This is a genomic window from Erysipelothrix aquatica (assembly GCF_009828775.2).
Taxonomy (GTDB): domain Bacteria; phylum Bacillota_I; class Bacilli_A; order Erysipelotrichales; family Erysipelotrichaceae; genus Erysipelothrix; species Erysipelothrix aquatica.
The window spans coordinates 12,971-33,786 of the sequence record NZ_WTSY02000019.1; the positions used below are offsets into that span (position 1 = coordinate 12,971).

Below are 20,816 nucleotides of genomic sequence, written 5' to 3' on the forward strand. Positions count from 1 at the left end.
CTATGGCGAAACTCATTGATCGAAAAAAACATTTACGACGGAGTGAATCTGGTAAGGTACTTAAAAAACAGGCCCTGAGAAACTTGGGAATTGGCGTCTATGCGTTTGGTATGTTTACATGGTATCAACAAGTATTTGGTGATTATTACTATAGTTATGAGATCGGAAGATATTTTGCATTTGTCTTTATTGCCGTGGGCCTTCTCATGATATACCGAGCAACACGCTATAACTTACAAATCGATATGTATAATCAGTATTATTATTGGATTTATCAAAATGAAATGTTTACACTTCACGAACTTGCGACAGCTAGTGAAAAATCAGAAACAACAATTATTCGTGAGATTAACACATTAATTAATGATGGCTTTCTCAAAAATATTCATTTGAACACGAAAGAACGAACGATTGAAGGTGCTTTCGTGACATCGGTTAAAGAACAGATTCAACGGAAAGTAATTCGTTGCAGTGGTTGTGGTGCGCGAAATGAAGTTGTAGAAAACGAAACACGAGAATGTGAATATTGTGGTCGTAAACTTGTGTATGATCATCAATAAAAATAACCCACTCAATACCTTGAGTGGGTTGTATTTTTGCTAGAATATAAAAAAACACGCGGAATATCGCGTGTTTGAATATCATCATGGGGCGACCGACGGGACTTGAACCCGCGAGTGCCGGAGCCACAACCCGGTGCGTTAACCAACTTCGCCACGATCGCCATGTGCTTTGACATTATAGCCCAAATAAGTTGCAGTGTAAACAAAAAATACTAAAAAAATGAATGATTGTCCGTGATTTGAAAATTGATCGCGGAACGATGCTCTTGAGTGATGACCCAAGCAGAAAAAAAAGAACCATTAAGCATCCTAATATTTGATACAATAAACGATAGAATGGGGAATAATTATGACTAATTTTGATTTAATCCAACTTATTAATGAAGGCGTACCATCAGTCCATATTGAATGCGACCATGACACCTTTCTCGAAATTCAAAAAAAACTGCCACAATCAAATTTGATTACAGTAGCATTTGATGATGGCATGTATGAATTTATGAAAGTCGGAAAACTTTTGAATTTTTATAAAGATATTAATAACGCTTCTGTCGATGTTTACGATGTTATGACATGTTTTGATTTGCATCGCTATACCCAACAAAAAGTATCGAAACTTGAAGCAGGGGTTAAACGCCGGCTTATGATTGCGCAGGCTTTATTCATGAATCCCAAACTCATTCTTATTGAAGACCCTCTCGCAAACCTCGATAAAGAATCAGCCAAAATAATCGTAGGTGCACTTGAAACAATCAGTGAAACAACACGGGTCATAACCACATCCCCATCATTTCGCAATGTCTGTTTGATGCCTGGTAATTTATATTACAGTCGTAACGATACAATTATGCCAATTTATGAGTCGGTCCAAAATATCATGCCAACCATCCAAACTAACAATACGCTTGTCGTGAAGAGTAAAGGCAATGAATATGTTATTGATATTCAAGATATTTTTTATGCGGAGAGCATCGATGCAGTGACGCATCTCTATGTAAAAAACTCGCTGATTCCGACCCAGTTCACTTTGGAAGAGCTGGAGACACAACTGCAAGCATATCAATTTTTTAGATGCCATCGCTCGTATTTGGTTAGTATTCCAAAAGTTACGGAAATCCAACAATGGACCCGTAACAGTTATGTATTAGTCTTATCAGGCCAAAGTGATGTGGAAATTCCACTCAGCAAGCGCCGCTATAGTGAGTTCAAAGCCGTGCTCCACTCAGGGCAATAATGCGCCACTGAGCCGATCTTCTGCAGTATTCACTGCGTTTCTTGCGCCATTCGATGAAATAACCTTAAAAAAGAAAATGGAACCTCTATACTGGATTTAGGCAAACAAGCCAGGAGGTTTATGTATGAACAAAATCGTATCCATTAACGATTTATCAATCACATTCAACACTAAAAAAGTTTTGAAACACATGTCCTTTGATGTGTACGAAGGTGAAATATTTGGTTTCTTAGGACCGAGCGGTGCGGGTAAAACTACAACGATTAAAGCCCTAACGAAACAATTACGTGTTAGTCCAAATACAATTGAACTATTTGGGAAGCCGTTAGAAAATCATAATGCATCGGTCTATGATCGTCTTGGGATTATGACAGACAGTAATGATGTATATGATGCACTCAGTGTATACGACAATTTGAAATTCTTCGCAAATCTAAAAAATGTTGACCTAAAACAAGTCGATCAACTGCTTAGAGAAATTGGTCTTTATGATGATCGGAAAACACTGGCTAAAAAGCTATCTCGCGGTATGAGACAACGTCTTATCCTCGCTACCGCCCTCATTCATCAGCCAGCACTGCTTTTCCTTGATGAACCAACCGCAGCCTTGGATCCGAAAACAACGGCTGATATTCATATACTTTTTCAACGTATTAACCAAAATGGCACGACGATCTTCTTAACAACACATTCAATGGAAGAAGCAGACAAGTTGTGTGATCGTATCGCATTTCTTGATAACGGTACAATTGTTGAAATGGGAACATCCGAAGCGCTGAAACTAAAATATGCCCAAAATGAAGTTGTTGTTCACTATAACGACGGTACACACAAACGGGTAACTAAAGACCAACAAGGGCTCAAAGAACTTGCGAATGAAACTAAAATTATTAACACAATTCATTCCATCGAGCCTAACTTAGAAACAATATTCTTAGCAGTAACAGGGAGAGATAATTATGACAATGCGTAAATGGAAAGCACTCATTCAAAAAGACTTTAAACTAACATTCAGCAATAAAAGTTTCCTGGTCATCATGCTTATGCCAGTAATCTTTGCAGTTTTTTATACAACCATCCTACCGATGCCACCAGGACCCGAAGCCGATATGATTATCTTAATTATGATTACGGTTCTGGGCTTAATGATGCTAGGTTCCTCTTCTATGGGTATGTCCATTGCAGAAGAAAAAGAAAAAAAGACCCTACGATCACTTATGCTATCAGATGTATCAGGATTTGAATTCCTAGTGAGCAAGATGATTGTTGTCACGATCCTTTTTACATTAATACAAGTCGTGTGTTTCCTCATTGTGGGAGTTGCCATGAGTTATTTACCTTATTATATATTGTTGGTTTTTATGACAGTACTTTCATTATTGTTTATCAGCTCGATTATTGGTTTGATTGCACCAAATCAACAAGCTGTTGGAATCTATGGATTACCTGTTATGTTATTGACGGCAGCACCAATGTTTTCCATTATGGGTGATAACCCTGTAGTGTTAACAATCAGTAAGTTTTTACCGACAGGTCCTATCACACTCATGCTATTTCGTGAAGTAGACCCAAGCTTGGTGTATCCGAGTTGGTTGGGGTTTGGATCAATGATTGTATGGATTATCATCGCTGTACTCGCATTTACGACTTATTACAAACGAAAACAACTCGATAACTAGACATAATAAAAAAGCTCCCTTCTTCAAGGGAGCTTGTATTTTTATCATGGGGCGACCGACGGGACTTGAACCCGCGAGTGCCGGAGCCACAACCCGGTGCGTTAACCAACTTCGCCACGACCGCCATATGCTTTGACATTATAGCCCATAAAAAATCGTTTGTAAATAGGGTATATTAAAAATAACGAAATATGATATAGTTACTGTAATAATGGAGGAAAAACACGATGAAAATTGCAGTGATCACAGACTCATCCGCGGGAATTTCTAAGGCCCAAGCTGAAGAATACGGAATCTACGTGGCACGTATGCCAATAACCATAGATGGAAAAGAATATATGGAAGAAGAAGGGATTTCACGTGAAGACCTCATTGCAGCAATGCGACGTGGTTCAGTTGTTGGGACATCTCAGCCACCTTTAGGTGCTATGATGGAGCAATTTGAAACACTTTTGAAGACATATGACCATATTATCTTTCTACCTATTTCAAGTAAGTTGAGCGGAACATTTCAAACGGTCTCAAGTATTGTTGATGACTTTGATCGACGGATAACTGTAATTGATTCGAAGTTTGTGGCTGCTCCATTACTTTTATTATCAAAAGATGTAAAACAGATGGTGGATAACGGGATGACACCGGATGCGATTAAGCGCCATGTGGAACACAATGCGGATATGTTCGCACCCTTGATTCCGGAAGATATTCAATATCTAAAACGCGGTGGTCGAATTACGCCAACAGCAGCAGCAATTGCGAACTTACTTAAAATCATTCCGGTACTTAAAGTTGCGAATGGCGAAATTGACTTGCTAGAAAAAGTCAGAACCCATAAAAAAGCAGTGAAAGTAGGCGTTGAAAAAGTAACGGAAGGACGTAATCCAGAAGCATACCATTGGGTTGTTTTAGATGGTGACTGCGATCCAAAGTTACTCCAACAAACAATCGATGATGTTGAGAAGATAACTGGACAAACAGTTATCCGTGAACTGTTGTATCCAATCGTTTTGGCGCACACAGGACCCGGATCGATTGCAATCGCAGCGTACAAAAAAATTATTTAAAAGGAGTAAATCATGAATTCAATTGAAACAAATCTAGTTGCAGCACTAGAAAATATCATAGCTGAAGCATTTGGTATCGAAAATGAACCAGGTTTAGTTATGTTAGAAATTCCAAACAAATCAGAAATGGGAGATTATTCTTCCAATATTGCGATGCGTTTAACAAAACGAGTAGGAAAAAATCCGCGCGAGATAGCAACAATAATCACAGAAGCAATTGCGGAAAATCCAATGATCCAAAATGTTGAAGTAGCAGGGCCAGGATTCATAAACTTTTTCATGAAACCATCCGTTTTGGGTGATGTCATCAACACAGTTTTAGATGCTAAAGATAACTATGGTCGTTCAACGGTTGGTGCAGGAAAGAGTGTCTTGGTAGAGTACGTGAGTGCGAACCCAACAGGACAGTTACATGTTGGACATGCACGCGGTGCTGCCTGGGGTGATTCCTTAACACGTATCATGACATATGCAGGATACGACGTTCTACGAGAATATTACGTAAATGACCTCGGAAACCAAATCACCATGTTGAGTCATTCTTTGTTTGCGCGATATCAACAAGCATATGGTATTGAAGCAGTGATGCCAGAAGATGGATACCATGGTGAAGATATCAAACAAATCGCCCAAGATGTTATTGCACGTGAAGGTGATGCATGGCTCACAAAACCACAAGAAGAATGGGAACCATTCTTTAAAAAAATCGGTATTGAGTTTGAACTGGAGCGTATTGAACGTGATCTAGGTAAATTTGGGGTTTCATTCGACTCATGGGTCAGTGAAAAATCCGTTTATGACAACGGAAGTGTTGTGCGTCGTCTAGAAGAAATGAAAGCTAACGGCGAAACCTATGAAAAAGATGATGCATTATGGTTTGCATCAACAAAATATGGTGATGATAAAGACCGAGTCTTAATCAAATCAGATGGGTCTTACACATATCTTGTACCGGATATTGCTTACCATCTCTATAAACTGGAGCGTGGATACCAACGCTTGCTAAACCTTTGGGGTGGCGACCATCATGGATACATTCCACGTATGAACGCAGCCCTCGAATCCTTTGGATATAAAGATGTCATGGATGTTGATATTATTCAAATGGTTCGCCTTGTGGAAAACGGGGAAGAAGTTAAGATGTCTAAACGGACAGGAAATGCTGTAGGTCTTGTCGATTTAATTGATGATATTGGTGTTGATGCAGCCCGTTACTTCTTTGCAAGCCGTGCACTACAAACACCACTTGATTTCGATTTGGGTCTTGCTCGAACACAATCAAATGATAACCCAGTATTTTATGCACAATACGCGCATGCCCGTATTGCATCAATTCTGCGTCAGGCAGGAGATGTCAACCGTGTTGAAGTTATTGATCTCTTGACGCATCAAAAAGAAGTAGAATTGCTTAAACACATCAACGAATTTAGTTCAGTGGTTGCAGACACTGCCAAAAACCGTACCGTTCATAAAATAACAAATTATATTCAAGAACTAGCGGCATACTTCCATAGTTTCTATGGAGAACTTAAAGTTAATGACCCAAGCAATCCAGCATTAACACAACAACGTCTAAACTTACTTGTGGCAACACAAATTACATTAAAAAATGCACTCAACCTTGTTGGGGTTTCAGCACCTGAACAAATGTAGTTGCACATCCTAGTGTATCAGTGTATTATATAAGTATCACAAGGAGGTCATGGCATGTCGTTAAATAAGAGTACGGTAGCAATCTACCGACAAATAATTGACTACTTTCAATATGAAATAGCATCAGGCCGTGCTGTACCAGGGGAACGTATTGATTCGATTCGTAACTTAGCACTTAAGTTTAAGGTGAATCCCAATACAGTACAAAAGGGCTTAACAGAATTAGAACGTGATGGATTCATCATCACAGATAGAACAAATGGAAAATTTGTGACAGAGGATGAAGTTAAAATTCAAGAATTGAAACAGAAACTTACGCACGATTTAACCGTTGACTTTGTTCAAAGGGCGAAAGATTTAAATATAGGCAGTGAGGCACTTTTAGAAGCAGTCACACTGGTGTGGGAGGAATAATATGAATCAACCATTCTTAAGTATGCGTAATGTATCGAAACAATACGGATCATATCCTGTGCTTCGAGGCATTAATTTAGAATTAGACGGTGGTAAGATTATCGGTTTGTGTGGACCAAACGGTTCCGGAAAAACAACGATGATTAAATCCATTATGGGATTACTCAGAGATTTTGATGGCGAAATTTTAGTCCAAGGTAATGAAATTGGTGCAATTTCAAAAGCAAAAATCTCATATTTACCAGATGTAGAATATTTAGAACCAACACTTACAGGAATCAATGCAGCAAAACTGTATAAAGATATCTACCCTGACTTTGACATGGCAGTGTTAGAAGACTTGTTCTTAAAACTAAAACTGGATCCAACGATGCCAGTATCCAAAATGTCAAAAGGGATGCGTGAGAAATTTCAACTCGCATTGTGCTTGTCAAGAAAAGCTGATATCTATATTTTTGATGAACCGATTGCAGGGGTTGACCCGGCATCACGTGATTCAATTTTAGATACAATTCTTGGTAATTATGCAAACGATGCGTTATTGATTATTGCAACGCACTTAATTGCTGATATTGAGCCAGTCTTGGATGAAGTTGTTTTCCTTAAAGAAGGACAAATTCACCTTCACCGAAACTGTGATGATCTACGTGAAGAGTACAATGCATCGGTTAATGATGTATTCCGTGAGGTGTTCAAATGGTAATCAAACTTGTAAAAAACGAAATTAAAGCAACAGCAAAATCATTCTTGCCAGTGCTCATTATGACGATTATTGGTGCAGTCTTTGCAGTAATAATTGGATTCCAAATGAAAGATGTAGCTAGTGGTCTCGAACTTACGACATTCGGATCTATATTCTTGGGCGTATCGATGCTTGTAATTTATGCCATGATTATTGCATCAGTTGTACTTACCTATAAAGCAATCATTGATATGCTTTACAAAGGTATTTATAAGAAAAGTGCCTATCGCTTATTTACATACCCTGCGTCTTCAACAGAGATTTTTATTGCAAAAACAATTACAGCATCCTTCTGGAGTCTCATCTCATTTGCGGGAATCTTTGCCATTTACTTTGGAGCAATCAGTATTTTCTTCATTGATGCTTCAATGTGGCGTCAAATTACCCAAATCTTTAGTTTCTTATTCGGAGCTATCTTTGAAGGAAATGCAACCTTTGCATCATTCCTCATCGTTGTTGGGCAATTTACACAAACAATCTTATGGGTAACCGTATTATTGTTTGCAGGAAGTATTGCGAACTCAAGCCGATTCAGAAACAATCGTGGTTTGTTAACGTTTGTATTATTTATCGGAATTTACTTCTTAATTTCTATTTTGTCAAACCTCATGTTACCAGGTTCCGGATTTGACATCATCAGTATTGAAAACGGTACAGGTGGTGGAATATCAAATTCATACCAAGTAATATCATTGATTAAAGATGTCATCTTCATCATTATTAGTGGTGTTGGTACAATTTGGTTCTGGAATAACAAACTCGAAATTTTAAACTAAGATAAAAGAAAAACTCCGGTAGCAATATCGGAGTTTTTATGTGCTTAAAAATCTAAGGTCATGTAAGGTTTGTGGTCCAACGTAAGAATTGATAATGATGAATCACTAAGGTACCCGTAAGAATTGGGATGTCCGCCCTTAGGAAGTGCAATTGATCCGGGATTATACATCAGTGTTTTGCCGGATTTTTCGAGAACGGGAATGTGCGTGTGACCTGAAATGAAAATATCGGCATTTGATTGAGGACCAAACGTGTTCGGGTCTACCAAATGTCCATGGGTAATATATATCTTTTTGTTGTTGAGTTGCGTGAGTGTGTAATCTTGCATCATTGGGAAGTTCAACAACATTTGGTCGACTTCAGCATCACAATTACCACGCACCGCTAAAATCGGAACTGTGACGGCATTTAATAAGTCGGCAACAGCTTGTGGATTGTAGTCATCCAAGATTGGATTTCGTGGACCATGATAGAGGGAATCACCGACCAAAATCATTTGTTCAAAAGGCAAAGGTGTTGCTAAAACATCCTGCAACCGTTGGTGACTTCCGTGGATATCGGAAATAATTAGTGTATTCATCGTAATACCTCCTAAAACTATTATAAAAGAAAATGTGAAGTCGTGTAACACAATTCACGAAATTGACATAAACTACAAGTCTTAGTATGCTAAAATAACTACAGGAAGTGAACATATGAAAAATACAACCAAACAGTCAAAAGGACTTGTGCTCTTTATAACAATACTATCACTTGCAATTATGGGTGTTGGGGGCTTTTACATTATGAAGGGATTTCAAGGAAACAAGAATAATTCCGGTGTGGGAACCGTAAGTCAGAATAATTTTTACACATTACGTAAAAACGCGACACCACATCAAAAGGAAATCTATGATCAATTATCAGATGCATTAAACCAAGACGTACGTGATGATCAAAAAATTGCTGGGCTTGTAGCTCAGAGTTTTGTTGCGGATTTTTACACATGGACAAACAAAACAAAATTTAACGATGTTGGGGGACTCCAGTTTATTCACCAAGATATTCGTAAACCAGTGTTTGATCAAGCGCTTGATAATATTTATGGTGATATGAACTATTACCTTCAAAAAGGAGATATTGCCAATACGTTGGAGGTCAATCAGTCAACGACGAAACCAACAAAGAATGTCAAATTCTTAATGCAAGAAGAAGAAACAGATTCAGACGGTGAAATCTCGAAGGAAGCCATCACAGTTGATGCGTTCCAAGTCGAAATCACATGGACTTACAAAGATGCGACTGCAGTGAAAACCGCAGACTTCCAAAAATCATCAACCATAACAATCGTAAAAGATACCGATGGCTTATACTCAATCGTGGAGGTAACTGATGGACAACCAACAGACACCAACAACCAAGCCTAAATTTTCATTATGGAATAATGTATACGTTGGTATGGGTGTAGCACTCATCGCTAACGGGCTTGTTATTGCATTACTCTTTATTGTGGGTAACTATATGAAGATTCATGCGGAGTACTTTACGTGGGCAGTAGGAATTCTTGTAATTCTTGCATTACTTCTTAATATTACATTCCTTGTGGGATATGCAAAAAATAAACGCGTATTTCGCATCGTAACGGTTGTCTTTGGGTTAATTCTAATAACCGTGGGAAGTGTTGCAACATACTACCTTTACCGTACGGATTTCCTCATTAATCAAATTGTTAATACGACAGGTCAAGAAAATGTCGAATATGTCGTCGTATCTATTGATGGTACGTTGACAGAAAATGATTTAGATGGAAAACGTGTTGGCTTTGTTACAAGTACAAATCCAGAATTTGCTCCACTTATGCAAGATACAGTTCACCGTTACTCACGGACAGTCGAGTTCGTTGAGTATCCAAGCAACAAAGAACTCGTACAAGCAGCAATTGATAAAGAAATTCCATTTGCTGTATTACCAAAAAACTATACACGTGTTGCGGAAACAGTCGATGCACCGGTGAATCCGTTTGAACAATCTAAAGCGATTATTCAATTTTCAACATCGATAACATCAGATATTTCTAGTGTCGATGTTATTAAAGAACCGTTTACCATGCTTATGCTGGGAAACAATGACAACTTATCTGACTCAATCATTCTTGCAACATTTAATCCACAAACAATGAAAGCTACGATGACAAGTATTCCTCGTGACAGTTATGTTCCAATTGCATGTTACCCTGGACAGTCATCAGATAAAATCAACCATGCCCGAGGCATCAGCCGTGAATGTATGATTGATACTGTGGAAAACTTCTTAGATATCCAAGTGGATTTCTATTTCGAAACAGACTTCTATGCATTAGTTAAGATTGTGGACGCCTTAGGCGGACTTGACATTGAATCACCGCATCAATTTGCAGGATCATTCCCAATTGAAGGGTCAAATCCAGTAGAATATGACGATATCACAGTACCTGAGGGTCTCAATCATTTAGATGGTAAGCAAGTTGTTACTTTTGCGCGTGAACGTCATACGTTCCCTGATGGTGACTTTGCGCGTCAACGAAACCAACAATATGTAATTCAAGAAGTTGCAAAGAAAATTATCAACACCAGAAATCCAAATACACTTGTAAATGTTCTTGATGGTGCAAAAGATAACATTTCGACGAACATGTCAGTGAGTGATATGACAGGTCTCATGGGCTATGCAATTCAAAGCATTCAATCATCACCACTTGAACCTATGGATACATTTAGAATTACACAATCACAAGTTTTAGGGATTCCAGATTTCGTGGGGGATGCGTCTGTTGTTCGTCCATACTCCACATATGTCAATAACACTCGCACATTAATCGATCAGAATATGGAAAAAGAACCGCGCTTGCAAAATGATACATCCTTTGGCTTTACATTCTTAAAGCCTTATGATGCCTTCACTCAGAATCCAGATTTAGAACCATTTGATGGACTATTCTGGTCACCAAACGGTCCGACAGGATTGCCAGTGTCAGAACGTGAAGAAACGACACAGCAAGAGCAAACTCGAGAACCACAAACAAATAATCAGAACGGCTCTCAACAGAATACACAAACAGAACGTCCGACTGATAACGAAGAAGAGGCGGTGGAAGAAACAAAACCGCCAATTACGAAGCCAACAGAACCGGAAACCGATCCTGATACGGACAATGAGAATCAAAAACCTGACGATAACTCAGGTACAGATTCAACAAACAATAATTCAAGCTCGTCTAATCAAGCTCAAAAGCCAACGAACCGTTAGCACAGAAATTGTAATTTAATGAAAGCAAAACCGTCGTGTGCACGTCATTGCAGCGATGGTTTTATTTCTATAAGGAGGCAACCGATGCGACACCGAAAACAACCCAAAGCCAAGCGTTTTTTTGATGCACCATTCTATGGTATTCTCATAACCTTTGCAACTAACATTGTAATAGCGATGATGATTGTTCTTGCAGGTAATTATATGAAAATCCATTCGGAATACTTTACGATGGGAATTGGCATATTGGTTATTCTAGCACTTGTCTTAAATATCACGTTCTTAGTCGGATACGCAAAACGTGTTCGATTCATGCGAACTATCAATGTTTTCTTCGGGATTGCTTTACTGATAGTGAGTGGAGTTGCTACTTATTATCTATATAAAACAGATTCTTTAATAAACCAAATTATCAACATTTCGGGTGAGGAAAATATTGACTACGTTATTGTCTCAATTGATGGAACGAAAACAGACAAAGATCTAGCTGGCGCTAAAGTAGGTTACATTCAAAGTGTCAATCCAGAATTTGAAACGCTTATTCAAGAAAGTGTACAGCGATACTCACGCACTTCGGAACTGGTCGAATACAAAGATACCAAGAGTTTGGTGGATGCAGCCCTAAATAAAGAAATTCCGTTTGCGGTACTTCCAAAGAACTACACGCGACTTGCTGAAACTGTTGACGCACCCACGAATCCATTTGAACCATCAAAAAGCATCGCAAACTTTTCAACATCTGTATCATCAGAAGTATCTAAAGTTGATGTTGTAAGTGAGCCCTTCACCTTACTCATGCTTGGTAATAATGATAATTTATCTGATTCCATTATTCTCGCGACATTTAACCCGAATACGATGAAAGCGACGATGACAAGCGTGCCTCGTGATAGCTATGTTCCTATAGCATGTTACCCAGGGCAAACGTTTGATAAGATAAATCATTCACGCGGTATTAGCCGTGAATGTATGATTGATACAGTGGAGAATTTCCTTGATGTTGATATCGATTTCTACTTTGAAACTGATTTTTATGCACTTGAGAAAATTGTCGACGCGCTTGGGGGACTCGATATTGAGTCGCCATTACAATTCGCGGGTTCATTCCCAATTGAAAACTCAAATCCAGTAGAATATGAACCAATAACTGTGCCTGAAGGTATGAATCATCTTGATGGTAAACAAGTTGTTACATTTGCCCGCGAACGCTACAGCTTCGCTGATAATGATTTTGCCCGTCAACGAAACCAACAGTATGTCATTCGAGAGATTGCGGCAGCGATTATTAATACTCGTAATCCCAATACACTCGTAAACATTTTGGACGGAGCCAAAAACAATATTTCAACGAACATGTCTGTTAATCATATGACATCTCTGATGGGGTATGCAATCACAAGTATCCAAACGTCGCCATTGGAACCGATGGAAACGTTTAGAATTATCCAATCACAAATACTTGGAGAACCCGATGAAGCACCGAATGGTGCAAGCGTAATTCGTCCATATACTACGTATGTGCATAATACGCGAACACTCATCGATCAAAATATGGAGACAACTCCACAGCTTCAAGGTGATACCGCCTTCGGTTTCACGTTTTCAAAACCGTATGATGCGTTTACTCAAAACCCTGACTTGGAAACATTTGATGAACGCTTATGGTCGGAGAATGAGTTAAAGAGTAATCGAGATCGTTCAAAAGACAAATCAATTGCGAATCAAGAAACGAAGATAAATGGTACCAAAGATTCGAAAACGTCACAAACGGACTCCAAGAATTCACAAAGCTCAAAGAGTACGAAAAACGAAAATATCGATAGTATGACTGCTAATGGCGAGGTTATAGTGCCAGACTTTAGCACGATGAGTCGTGATGCTATCAATAAATGGGCAACAAAGCATAAAATTGACATCGAATTTGCACAATCAGAACAAAGTTCAGACATGTTTAATGACGGACAATTTTGGTCGCAATCGAGTCTTGAGGGCGATGTTCTTCCGCAAGGGTCAACGATTGTGATTCATTATGTTGTGAAATCATAGAAATATGTTTACAATTGTAATCGATTATGCAAGAATAAATAGAGAAGATAAGGAAGTGATGCCACTTCCTTTCGTCTTTGTTGAAAAGAAAGTCGGACTGTACGATAATAGTAACGTTAAAACAGGAGAAGTTTTATGAAACACGTATTTATTATTAATCCAATTTCAGGACTGGGGAATGTGAAAGATGTTGCTGGTTGGGTTCACGAATATTTTGAAAAATGTAATGAAAGTTATGAAATTCGTTTTACGGAATCTGTTGGGCATGCACAACGTATTGCGTCTGAATATACTGAAGCAGTGATCTTATATTCTGTCGGTGGAGATGGCACAGCTCACGAGATTCTAAACGGAATGAACTTTGACTCACAACTCGCAATAATTCCTGTGGGGACAGGTAATGATTTTTGGCGGATGATCGCAGCGGATAAAAAGAATATTAAAGATGTACTTTATCGAACAATTGAAGGTGAAGTCCATAATATTGATATTGGAATCGCAAATGGTCACTATTTCCTAAATTGCTTAAATATTGGAGTAGACGCGGATGTGAACAAACGCGTTAACGCAGTTCGTACAACCATCTTTCCCCGTTCACTTGTATATATCTATAATGCAGTCATTGCACTTGCGGTAAAAAAGAAAACGCATTTGGATATTACGATGAATGGTAAGACACAACGATTCGATACGCTCCTCACTTCAGTTATGAATGGAAAGTGGTACGGCGGAGGGTTCAAGAGTGCTCCCTTAGCAGATATTGAAGACGGATTGTTGGATGTGACCATTGTGAGTGATGTACCTTTTTGGAGATTGCCAAAATTATTTCCGATGTACTACAAAGGAAATCACTTGGGGTTGGATGTTGTAGAGACGCAAAAAGTTACAGAATTACATATTCATGCAAATCATCCGGTAGCAGTCGGATATGATGGAGAAGTCTTTGAATATACGGATATTGCGATCAAAGTATTACAAGGAAAACTCAAATTTAGAATGCCCGTGGGCAACAACACTTAATTTTTGAGTAGTTGTGGTATAATATACAAGCTTAGGAGGTAATACACATGAAAAACTTAACAAAAGCTAACTTCAATGAAGAAATTTCAGATGGCGTTGTACTAGTAGATTTTTACGCTGACTGGTGTGGACCTTGCAAGATGATCTCCCCGATTCTTGCTGAACTATCAGAGGTACATGCTGATAAAGCTACAATCGTTAAAGTTAACGTAGATGAGGAAGGCGAACTTGCACAACGTTTCGACGTTATGTCAATCCCAACGCTTATCTTGTTCAAGGATGGAAAACCTGTTGGTCGCAAAACAGGATTCATGCCAAAACCAGAACTCGAAAAATTCATCACATCAGCTGAATAATTAAAACACCAACAATTTTGTTGGTGTTTTTTTTCATATGTATTGCATTTCAAAAATGAATATGTATAATAAAACTTGTGTTTAAGGTTACTAATATATTTGTTTAGCAATACTAAACGATCGAGGTGTACATGGAAATCGGGAAAAAACTCAAACAATTACGCATAAAAAACGGACTAACATTAGAAGAGCTAGCAAGTCGCAGCGAACTGTCGAAAGGCTTTTTATCGCAATTGGAAAATGATTTAACATCGCCATCAATCGCAACGCTTAGTGATCTTGTAGAAGCGTTGGGCACGGATTTATCAGCATTCTTTAAACAAGAAAAAGAGGAACAGATTGTTTTTAAATCAGATGACTACTTTATTGATGAGAATGAAGACCATACAATCCACTGGATTGTTCCCAATGCACAAAAAAATGAAATGGAACCCATCATGCTTGAACTTAAAGCAGGTGGTGTATCAAATACAATCGAACCCCATGAAGGTGAAGAATTCGGTTATGTACTGCAGGGAAAAATACTTCTTAAGTATGGTGAGGAAGAGCTCACCGTATCTAAAGGACAAACATTTTATATTAACGGGAGCAAAACGCACGTGATTGAGAATCCGTACCAACAAACGGCTCGACTCATTTGGGTATGTACCCCACCGATTTTTTAAGGAGGAAACGCATGGAAAACAAACCATTGATTCAATTTCGAAATATTGTTAAGAGCTTTGATGACCAACTCGTCTTAAAAGGAATTAACCTTGATATTTTTGAAAATGAATTTGTAACACTACTGGGACCATCAGGATGTGGAAAAACAACATTACTGAGAATTCTTGGAGGATTCTTAGAACAAAATTCAGGAGAAGTTTACTTCGATGAATTGGAGATTACAAAACTTCCCGCCTACAAACGTGAAGTCAATACAGTTTTTCAACGGTATGCACTCTTTCCACATTTGAATGTCTATGAAAATATCGCTTTTGGGCTTCGCATCAAAAAAGAAGACGAAAGCATCATTAAACAAAAAGTTGAACGGATGCTTGAACTAGTAGGCCTTGTAGGCTATGAACACCGCAGTGTTACAGCAATGTCCGGTGGACAACAACAACGGATTGCGATTGCGCGTGCGCTTGTTAATGAACCAATGGTTTTACTCCTTGATGAACCTTTGGGAGCACTCGATTTAAAACTACGTAAAGAAATGCAACACGAACTCAAAGCTATTCAGCAAGATGTTGGGATTACTTTCGTTTATGTTACCCATGATCAAGAAGAGGCATTAACAATGTCAGATAAGATTGTAGTCATGAATGCAGGTGAAATTCAACAAATCGGGACGCCAACAGATATTTATAACGAACCAGAAAACCGCTTCGTTGCGAACTTTATTGGTGACTCAAATATCTTTGAAGGTATCATGATTCGCGATAACCTTGTTGAATTTGACGGCACTCAATTTGAATGTGTTGATCACGGATTCGATGAAAATGAAAAAGTCGATATTGTTATTCGACCTGAAGACATCGATATTGTAGATGTTGAACTTGGAAAATTAACAGGTATCGTTGATTCGATTCTCTTTAAAGGTGTTCACTATGAAATAGTCGTAAAGACAGACAATCGTGAGTTTATTATTCATACAACCGATATATCTGAAGTAGGAAAAGAAGTAGGCATCCACTTCTTCCCTGAAGATATCCATGTTATGTACACGATGGAGTCTTATTAGTGAAAAGCTATCGTAAGTTAATCACACCTTATGCTGTCTGGATGTCACTTTTCGTAGTACTACCGATGTTTATCATCTTAATCTACGCATTGACAACAAAAGGCAATGATGTTGTAACGCTACAATTATCATTTGATAACTTCAAAAAATTCTTTGATCCAGTCTTTATTAAAGTCTTACTCGAATCCCTGAAAATTGCGACAGTAACAACCGTTATTTGCTTAATTATAGGATACCCACTTGCATATATCATTTCGCGCCGAAGCGAAAAGATGCAAACCCTCTTAATTCTCTTAGTCACGTTACCAATGTGGATTAATATGTTAGTTCGAACCTATGCTTGGATTAGTATTCTGTCAGATGTTGGTATCATTAATAATATTCTTGGATTCTTTGGTATTCCACCAATTAAAATGATGTATACCGACTTCGCCGTAATTTTGGGTATGGTATACAACTTCTTACCATTTATGATTATTCAAATTTATACCGTGTTATCCAAGATGGATGAGTCACTCATTCAAGCAAGCCACGATCTTGGGGCAAATCGATTCCAAACATTCAGAAAAGTCATTTTCCCATTATCACTTTCAGGTGTTATTTCGGGAATTACATTAGTGTTTTTACCATCATTATCAACTTTTATTATTCCGAAATTTCTCGGAGGCGGAAGCTACGTCTTGATTGGTAACCTTATTGAGAACCAATTCATTAATATTGGAGATTACAACTTTGGATCAGCTATCTCACTCATTATGGCAATTCTCATCCTCGTTTCGATGCACTTTGCACAACGTGCCGACAAGTCGAATACTGATGAAGTGATGAAGGGAGGGAAAATCTAATGAAAAAAGAACGTAAATTTGGAAGTGTCTTGACTCTTGCAGCGATGCTAATCTTCTTCTACGGTCCAATAATCGTTATGATTATCTTCTCGTTCAATAGTTCGAAATCATTGACATCATGGACAGGTTTCTCAACAGACTGGTATTCCAAACTATTTGAAAGCCGCGATATCATGGATGCAGTCTCTAATTCGGTAAGCATTGCAATTATCGCAACAATCATCTCAACAATCGTAGGAACTCTAACAGCAATTGGTATTTCACGACACAAACCACTCGTTCGTAAAATTTACCTTAACATCAACAATCTTCCGGTGCTTAACCCAGAGATTGTTACTGCGATTGGGTTAATGCTACTCTTTATATCCATGCCGATGCTCGACAAAGGATATATGACAATGCTTATTGCCCATATTACATTCTGTACACCCTATGTAATACTAACCGTACTGCCAAAGCTTCGATCATTAGATCCAAGCATCGCAGATGCAGCTATGGATCTGGGTGCAACACCCTTTGCAGCACTACGTAAAGTAATTCTGCCACAACTAACACCAGCAATAATTTCCGCTGCACTAATTGCCTTTACCATGTCATTTGATGACTTCGTGATTTCATACTTTACAACAGGTAATGGTGTTAGCAATATTTCAATTTATGTCTATACAATGTCAAAACGTATTAATCCAATGATTAATGCACTCTCAACAATTATTGTTGTTATTATCACGATAGCCCTCATTTTAATAAACGTACTCCCACTCATCGTGAAAAAGAAAGATAAACGAAAGGTCGAAACAATATGAAAAAAATTCTAGTAGGACTTGCAGCACTAATTGTGCTTGCAGGATGTGCATCCGGCACATCAAAAGAAACACAAACACTCCGTGTATTTAACTGGGGTGAGTACATTGATGAAACACTTATCACTGAATTCGAAAAAGAATTCAATGCAAAAGTAATCTACGATCGTTTTGAATCAAATGAAGCAATGTATACAAAACTTCAAGATGGTTCAAGTTACGATATCTTAATTCCTTCAGACTATATGACACAACGTATGCGCGAAGAGGGGTTGCTTCAAAAAGTTGATTACTCTAAAATTCCAAACTACGCAAATGTTAATCCAAGTCTAAAAGGACGTCACATGGATCCCGATGATGAATATACAGTGCCATACTTCATGGGAAGTGTTGGAATTGTCTATAATAAGAACAATGTTGACCAAAAGGATTTAGATACACTTGGATGGAACATTTTCATGGATCAAAAATATGCAGGTAAAACATATTTCTACGATTCAGAACGTGATGCATTCATGGTGGCTCTAAAAGCAAATGGATACTCCATGAATACGACAAACCCAGAAGAATTAGAAGTAGCATACAACTGGTTAGTTGAAATGCGCCAAACAATGTCACCAATTTATGTAACAGATGAAGTTATCGATGGAATGGCTACAGGGGTCAAAGACCTTGCTGTAGTGTACTCAGGAGATGCAAGCTATATTCTATCAGAGAATCCTGATATGGCTTTCTATGCACCGTTACAGGGAACAAACGTATGGTCAGATACAATGGTTATCCCAACCAACGCACAAAACCCAGAACTTGCGCATGAGTGGATGAATTTCATGATTAGTGAAGATGCATCAACACGGATTTCAGAAGAAGTTGGTTATACAAGTCCGTTGCCTTCAGTTGTTGAGGCGTTAACAGCACCAGGTGCTAAATACGCTGAGGTTAGTTCATACGTGCCACGTGATGGTTATGAGAAGGATGAAGAGTTCTTCTATGACGCAAACATGAAAGTTATTCTTTCAGATTACTGGCAAAAAATTAAAGCTGTTTAAGTAGTAATGTGAGAGTTATGCACTGGAGTTTATGTGTATAACTCTCGCTTTTTTTAAGCGAATCAAAGATCACCAATTAAATCATGAAAATAAATGTACAACCTATTAAATGTAATACATACAAATGTGCGTTTGGCTCGCTAAAATAGCGGATATATTAAATATTCAAAATCTCAATTCAAGATTGCAAATCTCCCCAAAATTATAAAAAAATTAAATAATTATTTATCGTATCAGCAAGCTCAAACGCACTGTTTAGTGGGTTATTGATAGTGTTGGGAAAATATTGCTAAAAAACGTAATTCTTTTTCAATAATATGCTTGCATTTTGTTTCTGTTATTGTATAATGTAAAAGCAGTCAAGGAAACGGCAAGTCAATCGCAAGATTAAAAGTCGCTTAAAATGGTTCCTTAGCCAAGTGGTAAGGCAACAGACTGCAACTCTGTCATCGTCGGTTCGAATCCGATAGGAACCTCCAATATGGGGATGTGGCGGAATTGGTAGACGCAACGGACTTAAAATCCGTTGAAGGCAACTTCGTATGGGTTCAAGTCCCTTCATCCCCACCATTACTTTTTAATTGGTGGATCCACAATTCAATAAACGATGTACATTCGCGCTCGTAGCTCAACTGGATAGAGCACTTGATTACGGCTCAAGAGGTTATGGGTTCAACTCCTGTCGAGCGCGCCATATTAGTCGGGATGTAGCACAGCTTGGTAGTGCACCTGGTTTGGGACCAGGGGGTCGCAGGTTCGAATCCTGTCATCCCGACCATTTTATTTTAAAACACATTTATACATGGCGGGTTAGCTCAGTTGGCTAGAGCGTCCGGTTCATACCCGGAAGGTCGCGAGTTCGAATCTCACACCCGCTACCATTTATCTAAAACAAACTACTGTAGTATTGGACCCTTAGCTCAGTTGGTTAGAGCTACCGGCTCATAACCGGTTGGTCGTAGGTTCGAGTCCTACAGGGTCCACCAAATAAAACAAAATTTCCTTATGGAGGAGTACCCAAGTGGCTGAAGGGACTGGTCTTGAAAACCAGCAGACGTGAGAGCGTGCGGGAGTTCGAATCTCCCCTCCTCCGCCATAAATTTTGCTTGATTTGTTAAGTAAATGTGATATAATGGTGTAGCAGTAAAAATTACATATCGCGGGATGGAGCAGTCTGGTAGCTCGTCGGGCTCATAACCCGAAGGTCGTAGGTTCAAATCCTTCTCCCGCAACCAATGGCCCTGTAGCTCAGTCGGTAGAGCAACGGATTGAAGCTCCGTGTGTCGCCAGTTCGATTCTGGCTGGGGCCACCATGACACAAACGACAACCACTCAATTATGAGTGGTTTTTTTGTCATCTAATCCATTTTTGGATTTCTATTGTTTACTGTTTATGATTACGTCATTCTCATACAACTTTAAAAGAAAGTGATTTTCGCGTAATAAACATATCAAAGTAACACTTTTCTGAGAAATGAGCCGTAAACAAATGACGGTATTGTACCGCTAAGGATGGTGTATTCATCGTCAAAGGCTTTGATTTTATGAGCGATGTAACGTAAGCATGTAATAAGGTGTATA

General features: G+C 38.5%; 20 protein-coding genes and 11 tRNA genes. 28 read left to right on the forward strand and 3 right to left on the reverse strand.

What is annotated here, in order from left to right; translation table 11 throughout:
- Window positions 1–2 precede the first annotated feature (2 nt).
- A complete protein-coding gene (locus tag GVV20_RS06475; RefSeq protein WP_159740617.1) occupies window positions 3–560 on the forward strand; it encodes a hypothetical protein in 558 nt (185 codons plus the stop codon).
- An 87-nt stretch (window positions 561–647) separates the two neighbouring features.
- Here the strand turns inward: GVV20_RS06475 and GVV20_RS06480 are convergent.
- Window positions 648–724 (reverse strand) — tRNA-His (locus GVV20_RS06480).
- Window positions 725–912: 188 nt separating this feature from the next.
- Here GVV20_RS06480 and GVV20_RS06485 point away from each other — a divergent pair.
- The 3 genes from GVV20_RS06485 to GVV20_RS06495 all read left to right on the forward strand — a co-directional run bounded on the left by GVV20_RS06485 (window position 913) and on the right by GVV20_RS06495 (window position 3,476).
- On the forward strand, window positions 913–1,797 hold the full coding sequence (locus GVV20_RS06485) for a LytTR family transcriptional regulator DNA-binding domain-containing protein (RefSeq protein WP_159740616.1): 885 nt from the start codon (window positions 913–915) through the stop codon (window positions 1,795–1,797).
- Window positions 1,798–1,921: 124 nt separating this feature from the next.
- Window positions 1,922–2,770 (forward strand): ABC transporter ATP-binding protein, encoded by an 849-nt coding sequence (locus GVV20_RS06490; protein ID WP_159740615.1) that lies wholly within the window; start codon window positions 1,922–1,924, stop codon window positions 2,768–2,770.
- Complete coding sequence (locus GVV20_RS06495; RefSeq protein ID WP_159740614.1) at window positions 2,757–3,476, forward strand: ABC transporter permease; 720 nt, start codon at window positions 2,757–2,759, stop codon at window positions 3,474–3,476. Before GVV20_RS06490 ends, GVV20_RS06495 begins: the two co-directional genes overlap by 14 nt.
- 47 nt (window positions 3,477–3,523) lie before the next feature.
- Here GVV20_RS06495 and GVV20_RS06500 read toward each other — a convergent pair.
- Window positions 3,524–3,600 (reverse strand) — tRNA-His (locus GVV20_RS06500).
- A 103-nt stretch (window positions 3,601–3,703) separates the two neighbouring features.
- Between GVV20_RS06500 and GVV20_RS06505 the strand changes: the two genes are divergently transcribed.
- From GVV20_RS06505 to GVV20_RS06525, 5 genes are read left to right on the forward strand one after another with little or no spacing between them, the layout of a single operon-like run.
- The gene (locus tag GVV20_RS06505; protein WP_159740613.1) at window positions 3,704–4,540 is read left to right on the forward strand and encodes a DegV family protein; all 837 of its coding nucleotides are present in this window, start codon (window positions 3,704–3,706) and stop codon (window positions 4,538–4,540) included.
- Between the two features lie 12 nt (window positions 4,541–4,552).
- Entirely contained in the window at window positions 4,553–6,193 is a 1,641-nt protein-coding gene (gene argS, locus GVV20_RS06510; RefSeq protein ID WP_159740612.1) for an arginine--tRNA ligase, read from the forward strand.
- Between the two features lie 54 nt (window positions 6,194–6,247).
- Complete coding sequence (locus GVV20_RS06515) at window positions 6,248–6,607, forward strand: GntR family transcriptional regulator (RefSeq protein WP_159639469.1); 360 nt, start codon at window positions 6,248–6,250, stop codon at window positions 6,605–6,607.
- Window position 6,608: 1 nt separating this feature from the next.
- Window positions 6,609–7,310 (forward strand): ATP-binding cassette domain-containing protein, encoded by a 702-nt coding sequence (locus GVV20_RS06520; RefSeq protein ID WP_159637402.1) that lies wholly within the window; start codon window positions 6,609–6,611, stop codon window positions 7,308–7,310.
- Complete coding sequence (locus GVV20_RS06525; protein WP_159740611.1) at window positions 7,304–8,125, forward strand: hypothetical protein; 822 nt, start codon at window positions 7,304–7,306, stop codon at window positions 8,123–8,125. The genes GVV20_RS06520 and GVV20_RS06525 overlap by 7 nt, the downstream gene beginning before the upstream one ends.
- A 44-nt stretch (window positions 8,126–8,169) precedes the next feature.
- Here the strand turns inward: GVV20_RS06525 and yfcE are convergent, their stop codons facing one another.
- Complete coding sequence (gene yfcE, locus GVV20_RS06530) at window positions 8,170–8,706, reverse strand: phosphodiesterase (RefSeq protein WP_159740610.1); 537 nt, start codon at window positions 8,704–8,706, stop codon at window positions 8,170–8,172.
- Between the two features lie 115 nt (window positions 8,707–8,821).
- Between yfcE and GVV20_RS06535 the strand changes: the two genes are divergently transcribed.
- The 19 genes from GVV20_RS06535 to GVV20_RS06625 all read left to right on the forward strand — a co-directional run bounded on the left by GVV20_RS06535 (window position 8,822) and on the right by GVV20_RS06625 (window position 20,548).
- Window positions 8,822–9,532, forward strand: coding sequence for a hypothetical protein (locus GVV20_RS06535; protein ID WP_159740609.1), 711 nt, complete (start codon window positions 8,822–8,824; stop codon window positions 9,530–9,532).
- Window positions 9,498–11,390: an LCP family protein gene (locus GVV20_RS06540; RefSeq protein WP_159740608.1), complete on the forward strand. Its 1,893-nt coding sequence runs from the start codon at window positions 9,498–9,500 to the stop codon at window positions 11,388–11,390. Before GVV20_RS06535 ends, GVV20_RS06540 begins: the two co-directional genes overlap by 35 nt.
- 84 nt (window positions 11,391–11,474) lie before the next feature.
- On the forward strand, window positions 11,475–13,436 hold the full coding sequence (locus GVV20_RS06545; protein ID WP_159740607.1) for an LCP family protein: 1,962 nt from the start codon (window positions 11,475–11,477) through the stop codon (window positions 13,434–13,436).
- 135 nt (window positions 13,437–13,571) lie between these two features.
- Window positions 13,572–14,456, forward strand: a complete 885-nt coding sequence (locus GVV20_RS06550; RefSeq protein ID WP_159740606.1) for a diacylglycerol/lipid kinase family protein — start codon at window positions 13,572–13,574, stop codon at window positions 14,454–14,456.
- A 47-nt stretch (window positions 14,457–14,503) separates the two neighbouring features.
- Complete coding sequence (gene trxA / locus GVV20_RS06555) at window positions 14,504–14,812, forward strand: thioredoxin (protein WP_159637344.1); 309 nt, start codon at window positions 14,504–14,506, stop codon at window positions 14,810–14,812.
- 131 nt (window positions 14,813–14,943) lie between these two features.
- Complete coding sequence (locus GVV20_RS06560) at window positions 14,944–15,477, forward strand: helix-turn-helix domain-containing protein (RefSeq protein ID WP_159649730.1); 534 nt, start codon at window positions 14,944–14,946, stop codon at window positions 15,475–15,477.
- Window positions 15,478–15,488: 11 nt separating this feature from the next.
- Window positions 15,489–16,538 carry a spermidine/putrescine ABC transporter ATP-binding protein gene (gene potA / locus GVV20_RS06565; RefSeq protein WP_159649729.1) on the forward strand — a complete coding sequence of 350 codons (1,050 nt, stop codon included), beginning with the start codon at window positions 15,489–15,491 and terminating at the stop codon, window positions 16,536–16,538.
- A complete protein-coding gene (locus GVV20_RS06570) occupies window positions 16,538–17,383 on the forward strand; it encodes an ABC transporter permease (RefSeq protein ID WP_159649728.1) in 846 nt (281 codons plus the stop codon). Before potA ends, GVV20_RS06570 begins: the two co-directional genes overlap by 1 nt.
- On the forward strand, window positions 17,383–18,189 hold the full coding sequence (locus GVV20_RS06575) for an ABC transporter permease (RefSeq protein ID WP_159740605.1): 807 nt from the start codon (window positions 17,383–17,385) through the stop codon (window positions 18,187–18,189). Before GVV20_RS06570 ends, GVV20_RS06575 begins: the two co-directional genes overlap by 1 nt.
- Window positions 18,186–19,235, forward strand: coding sequence for an ABC transporter substrate-binding protein (locus GVV20_RS06580; protein WP_159740604.1), 1,050 nt, complete (start codon window positions 18,186–18,188; stop codon window positions 19,233–19,235). The genes GVV20_RS06575 and GVV20_RS06580 overlap by 4 nt, the downstream gene beginning before the upstream one ends.
- Window positions 19,236–19,640: 405 nt before the next feature.
- A tRNA-Cys gene (locus GVV20_RS06585) sits at window positions 19,641–19,714 on the forward strand.
- Between the two features lie 4 nt (window positions 19,715–19,718).
- Window positions 19,719–19,805: transfer RNA gene (locus GVV20_RS06590), tRNA-Leu, on the forward strand.
- Between the two features lie 47 nt (window positions 19,806–19,852).
- Window positions 19,853–19,929 (forward strand) — tRNA-Arg (locus GVV20_RS06595).
- Between the two features lie 7 nt (window positions 19,930–19,936).
- Window positions 19,937–20,013 (forward strand) — tRNA-Pro (locus GVV20_RS06600).
- 26 nt (window positions 20,014–20,039) lie between these two features.
- A tRNA-Met gene (locus GVV20_RS06605) sits at window positions 20,040–20,116 on the forward strand.
- Window positions 20,117–20,144: 28 nt separating this feature from the next.
- A tRNA-Ile gene (locus GVV20_RS06610) sits at window positions 20,145–20,221 on the forward strand.
- Window positions 20,222–20,242: 21 nt separating this feature from the next.
- Window positions 20,243–20,331: transfer RNA gene (locus GVV20_RS06615), tRNA-Ser, on the forward strand.
- Between the two features lie 62 nt (window positions 20,332–20,393).
- Window positions 20,394–20,470: transfer RNA gene (locus GVV20_RS06620), tRNA-Met, on the forward strand.
- Between the two features lie 2 nt (window positions 20,471–20,472).
- Window positions 20,473–20,548, forward strand: a tRNA-Phe gene (locus GVV20_RS06625).
- The last annotated feature ends 268 nt before the right edge of the window (window positions 20,549–20,816 follow it).

Bases quoted from the DNA above. Each gene is read 5' to 3' on its own strand.
- GVV20_RS06475 (WP_159740617.1), top strand. From the start codon at position 3: ATGGCGAAACTCATTGATCGAAAAAAACATTTACGACGGAGTGAATCT.
- GVV20_RS06485 (WP_159740616.1), top strand. From the start codon at position 913: ATGACTAATTTTGATTTAATCCAACTTATTAATGAAGGCGTACCATCA.
- GVV20_RS06490 (WP_159740615.1), top strand. From the start codon at position 1,922: ATGAACAAAATCGTATCCATTAACGATTTATCAATCACATTCAACACT.
- GVV20_RS06495 (WP_159740614.1), top strand. From the start codon at position 2,757: ATGACAATGCGTAAATGGAAAGCACTCATTCAAAAAGACTTTAAACTA.
- GVV20_RS06505 (WP_159740613.1), top strand. From the start codon at position 3,704: ATGAAAATTGCAGTGATCACAGACTCATCCGCGGGAATTTCTAAGGCC.
- argS (WP_159740612.1), top strand. From the start codon at position 4,553: ATGAATTCAATTGAAACAAATCTAGTTGCAGCACTAGAAAATATCATA.
- GVV20_RS06515 (WP_159639469.1), top strand. From the start codon at position 6,248: ATGTCGTTAAATAAGAGTACGGTAGCAATCTACCGACAAATAATTGAC.
- GVV20_RS06520 (WP_159637402.1), top strand. From the start codon at position 6,609: ATGAATCAACCATTCTTAAGTATGCGTAATGTATCGAAACAATACGGA.
- GVV20_RS06525 (WP_159740611.1), top strand. From the start codon at position 7,304: ATGGTAATCAAACTTGTAAAAAACGAAATTAAAGCAACAGCAAAATCA.
- yfcE (WP_159740610.1), bottom strand. From the start codon at position 8,706: ATGAATACACTAATTATTTCCGATATCCACGGAAGTCACCAACGGTTG.
- GVV20_RS06535 (WP_159740609.1), top strand. From the start codon at position 8,822: ATGAAAAATACAACCAAACAGTCAAAAGGACTTGTGCTCTTTATAACA.
- GVV20_RS06540 (WP_159740608.1), top strand. From the start codon at position 9,498: ATGGACAACCAACAGACACCAACAACCAAGCCTAAATTTTCATTATGG.
- GVV20_RS06545 (WP_159740607.1), top strand. From the start codon at position 11,475: ATGCGACACCGAAAACAACCCAAAGCCAAGCGTTTTTTTGATGCACCA.
- GVV20_RS06550 (WP_159740606.1), top strand. From the start codon at position 13,572: ATGAAACACGTATTTATTATTAATCCAATTTCAGGACTGGGGAATGTG.
- trxA (WP_159637344.1), top strand. From the start codon at position 14,504: ATGAAAAACTTAACAAAAGCTAACTTCAATGAAGAAATTTCAGATGGC.
- GVV20_RS06560 (WP_159649730.1), top strand. From the start codon at position 14,944: ATGGAAATCGGGAAAAAACTCAAACAATTACGCATAAAAAACGGACTA.
- potA (WP_159649729.1), top strand. From the start codon at position 15,489: ATGGAAAACAAACCATTGATTCAATTTCGAAATATTGTTAAGAGCTTT.
- GVV20_RS06575 (WP_159740605.1), top strand. From the start codon at position 17,383: ATGAAAAAAGAACGTAAATTTGGAAGTGTCTTGACTCTTGCAGCGATG.
- GVV20_RS06580 (WP_159740604.1), top strand. From the start codon at position 18,186: ATGAAAAAAATTCTAGTAGGACTTGCAGCACTAATTGTGCTTGCAGGA.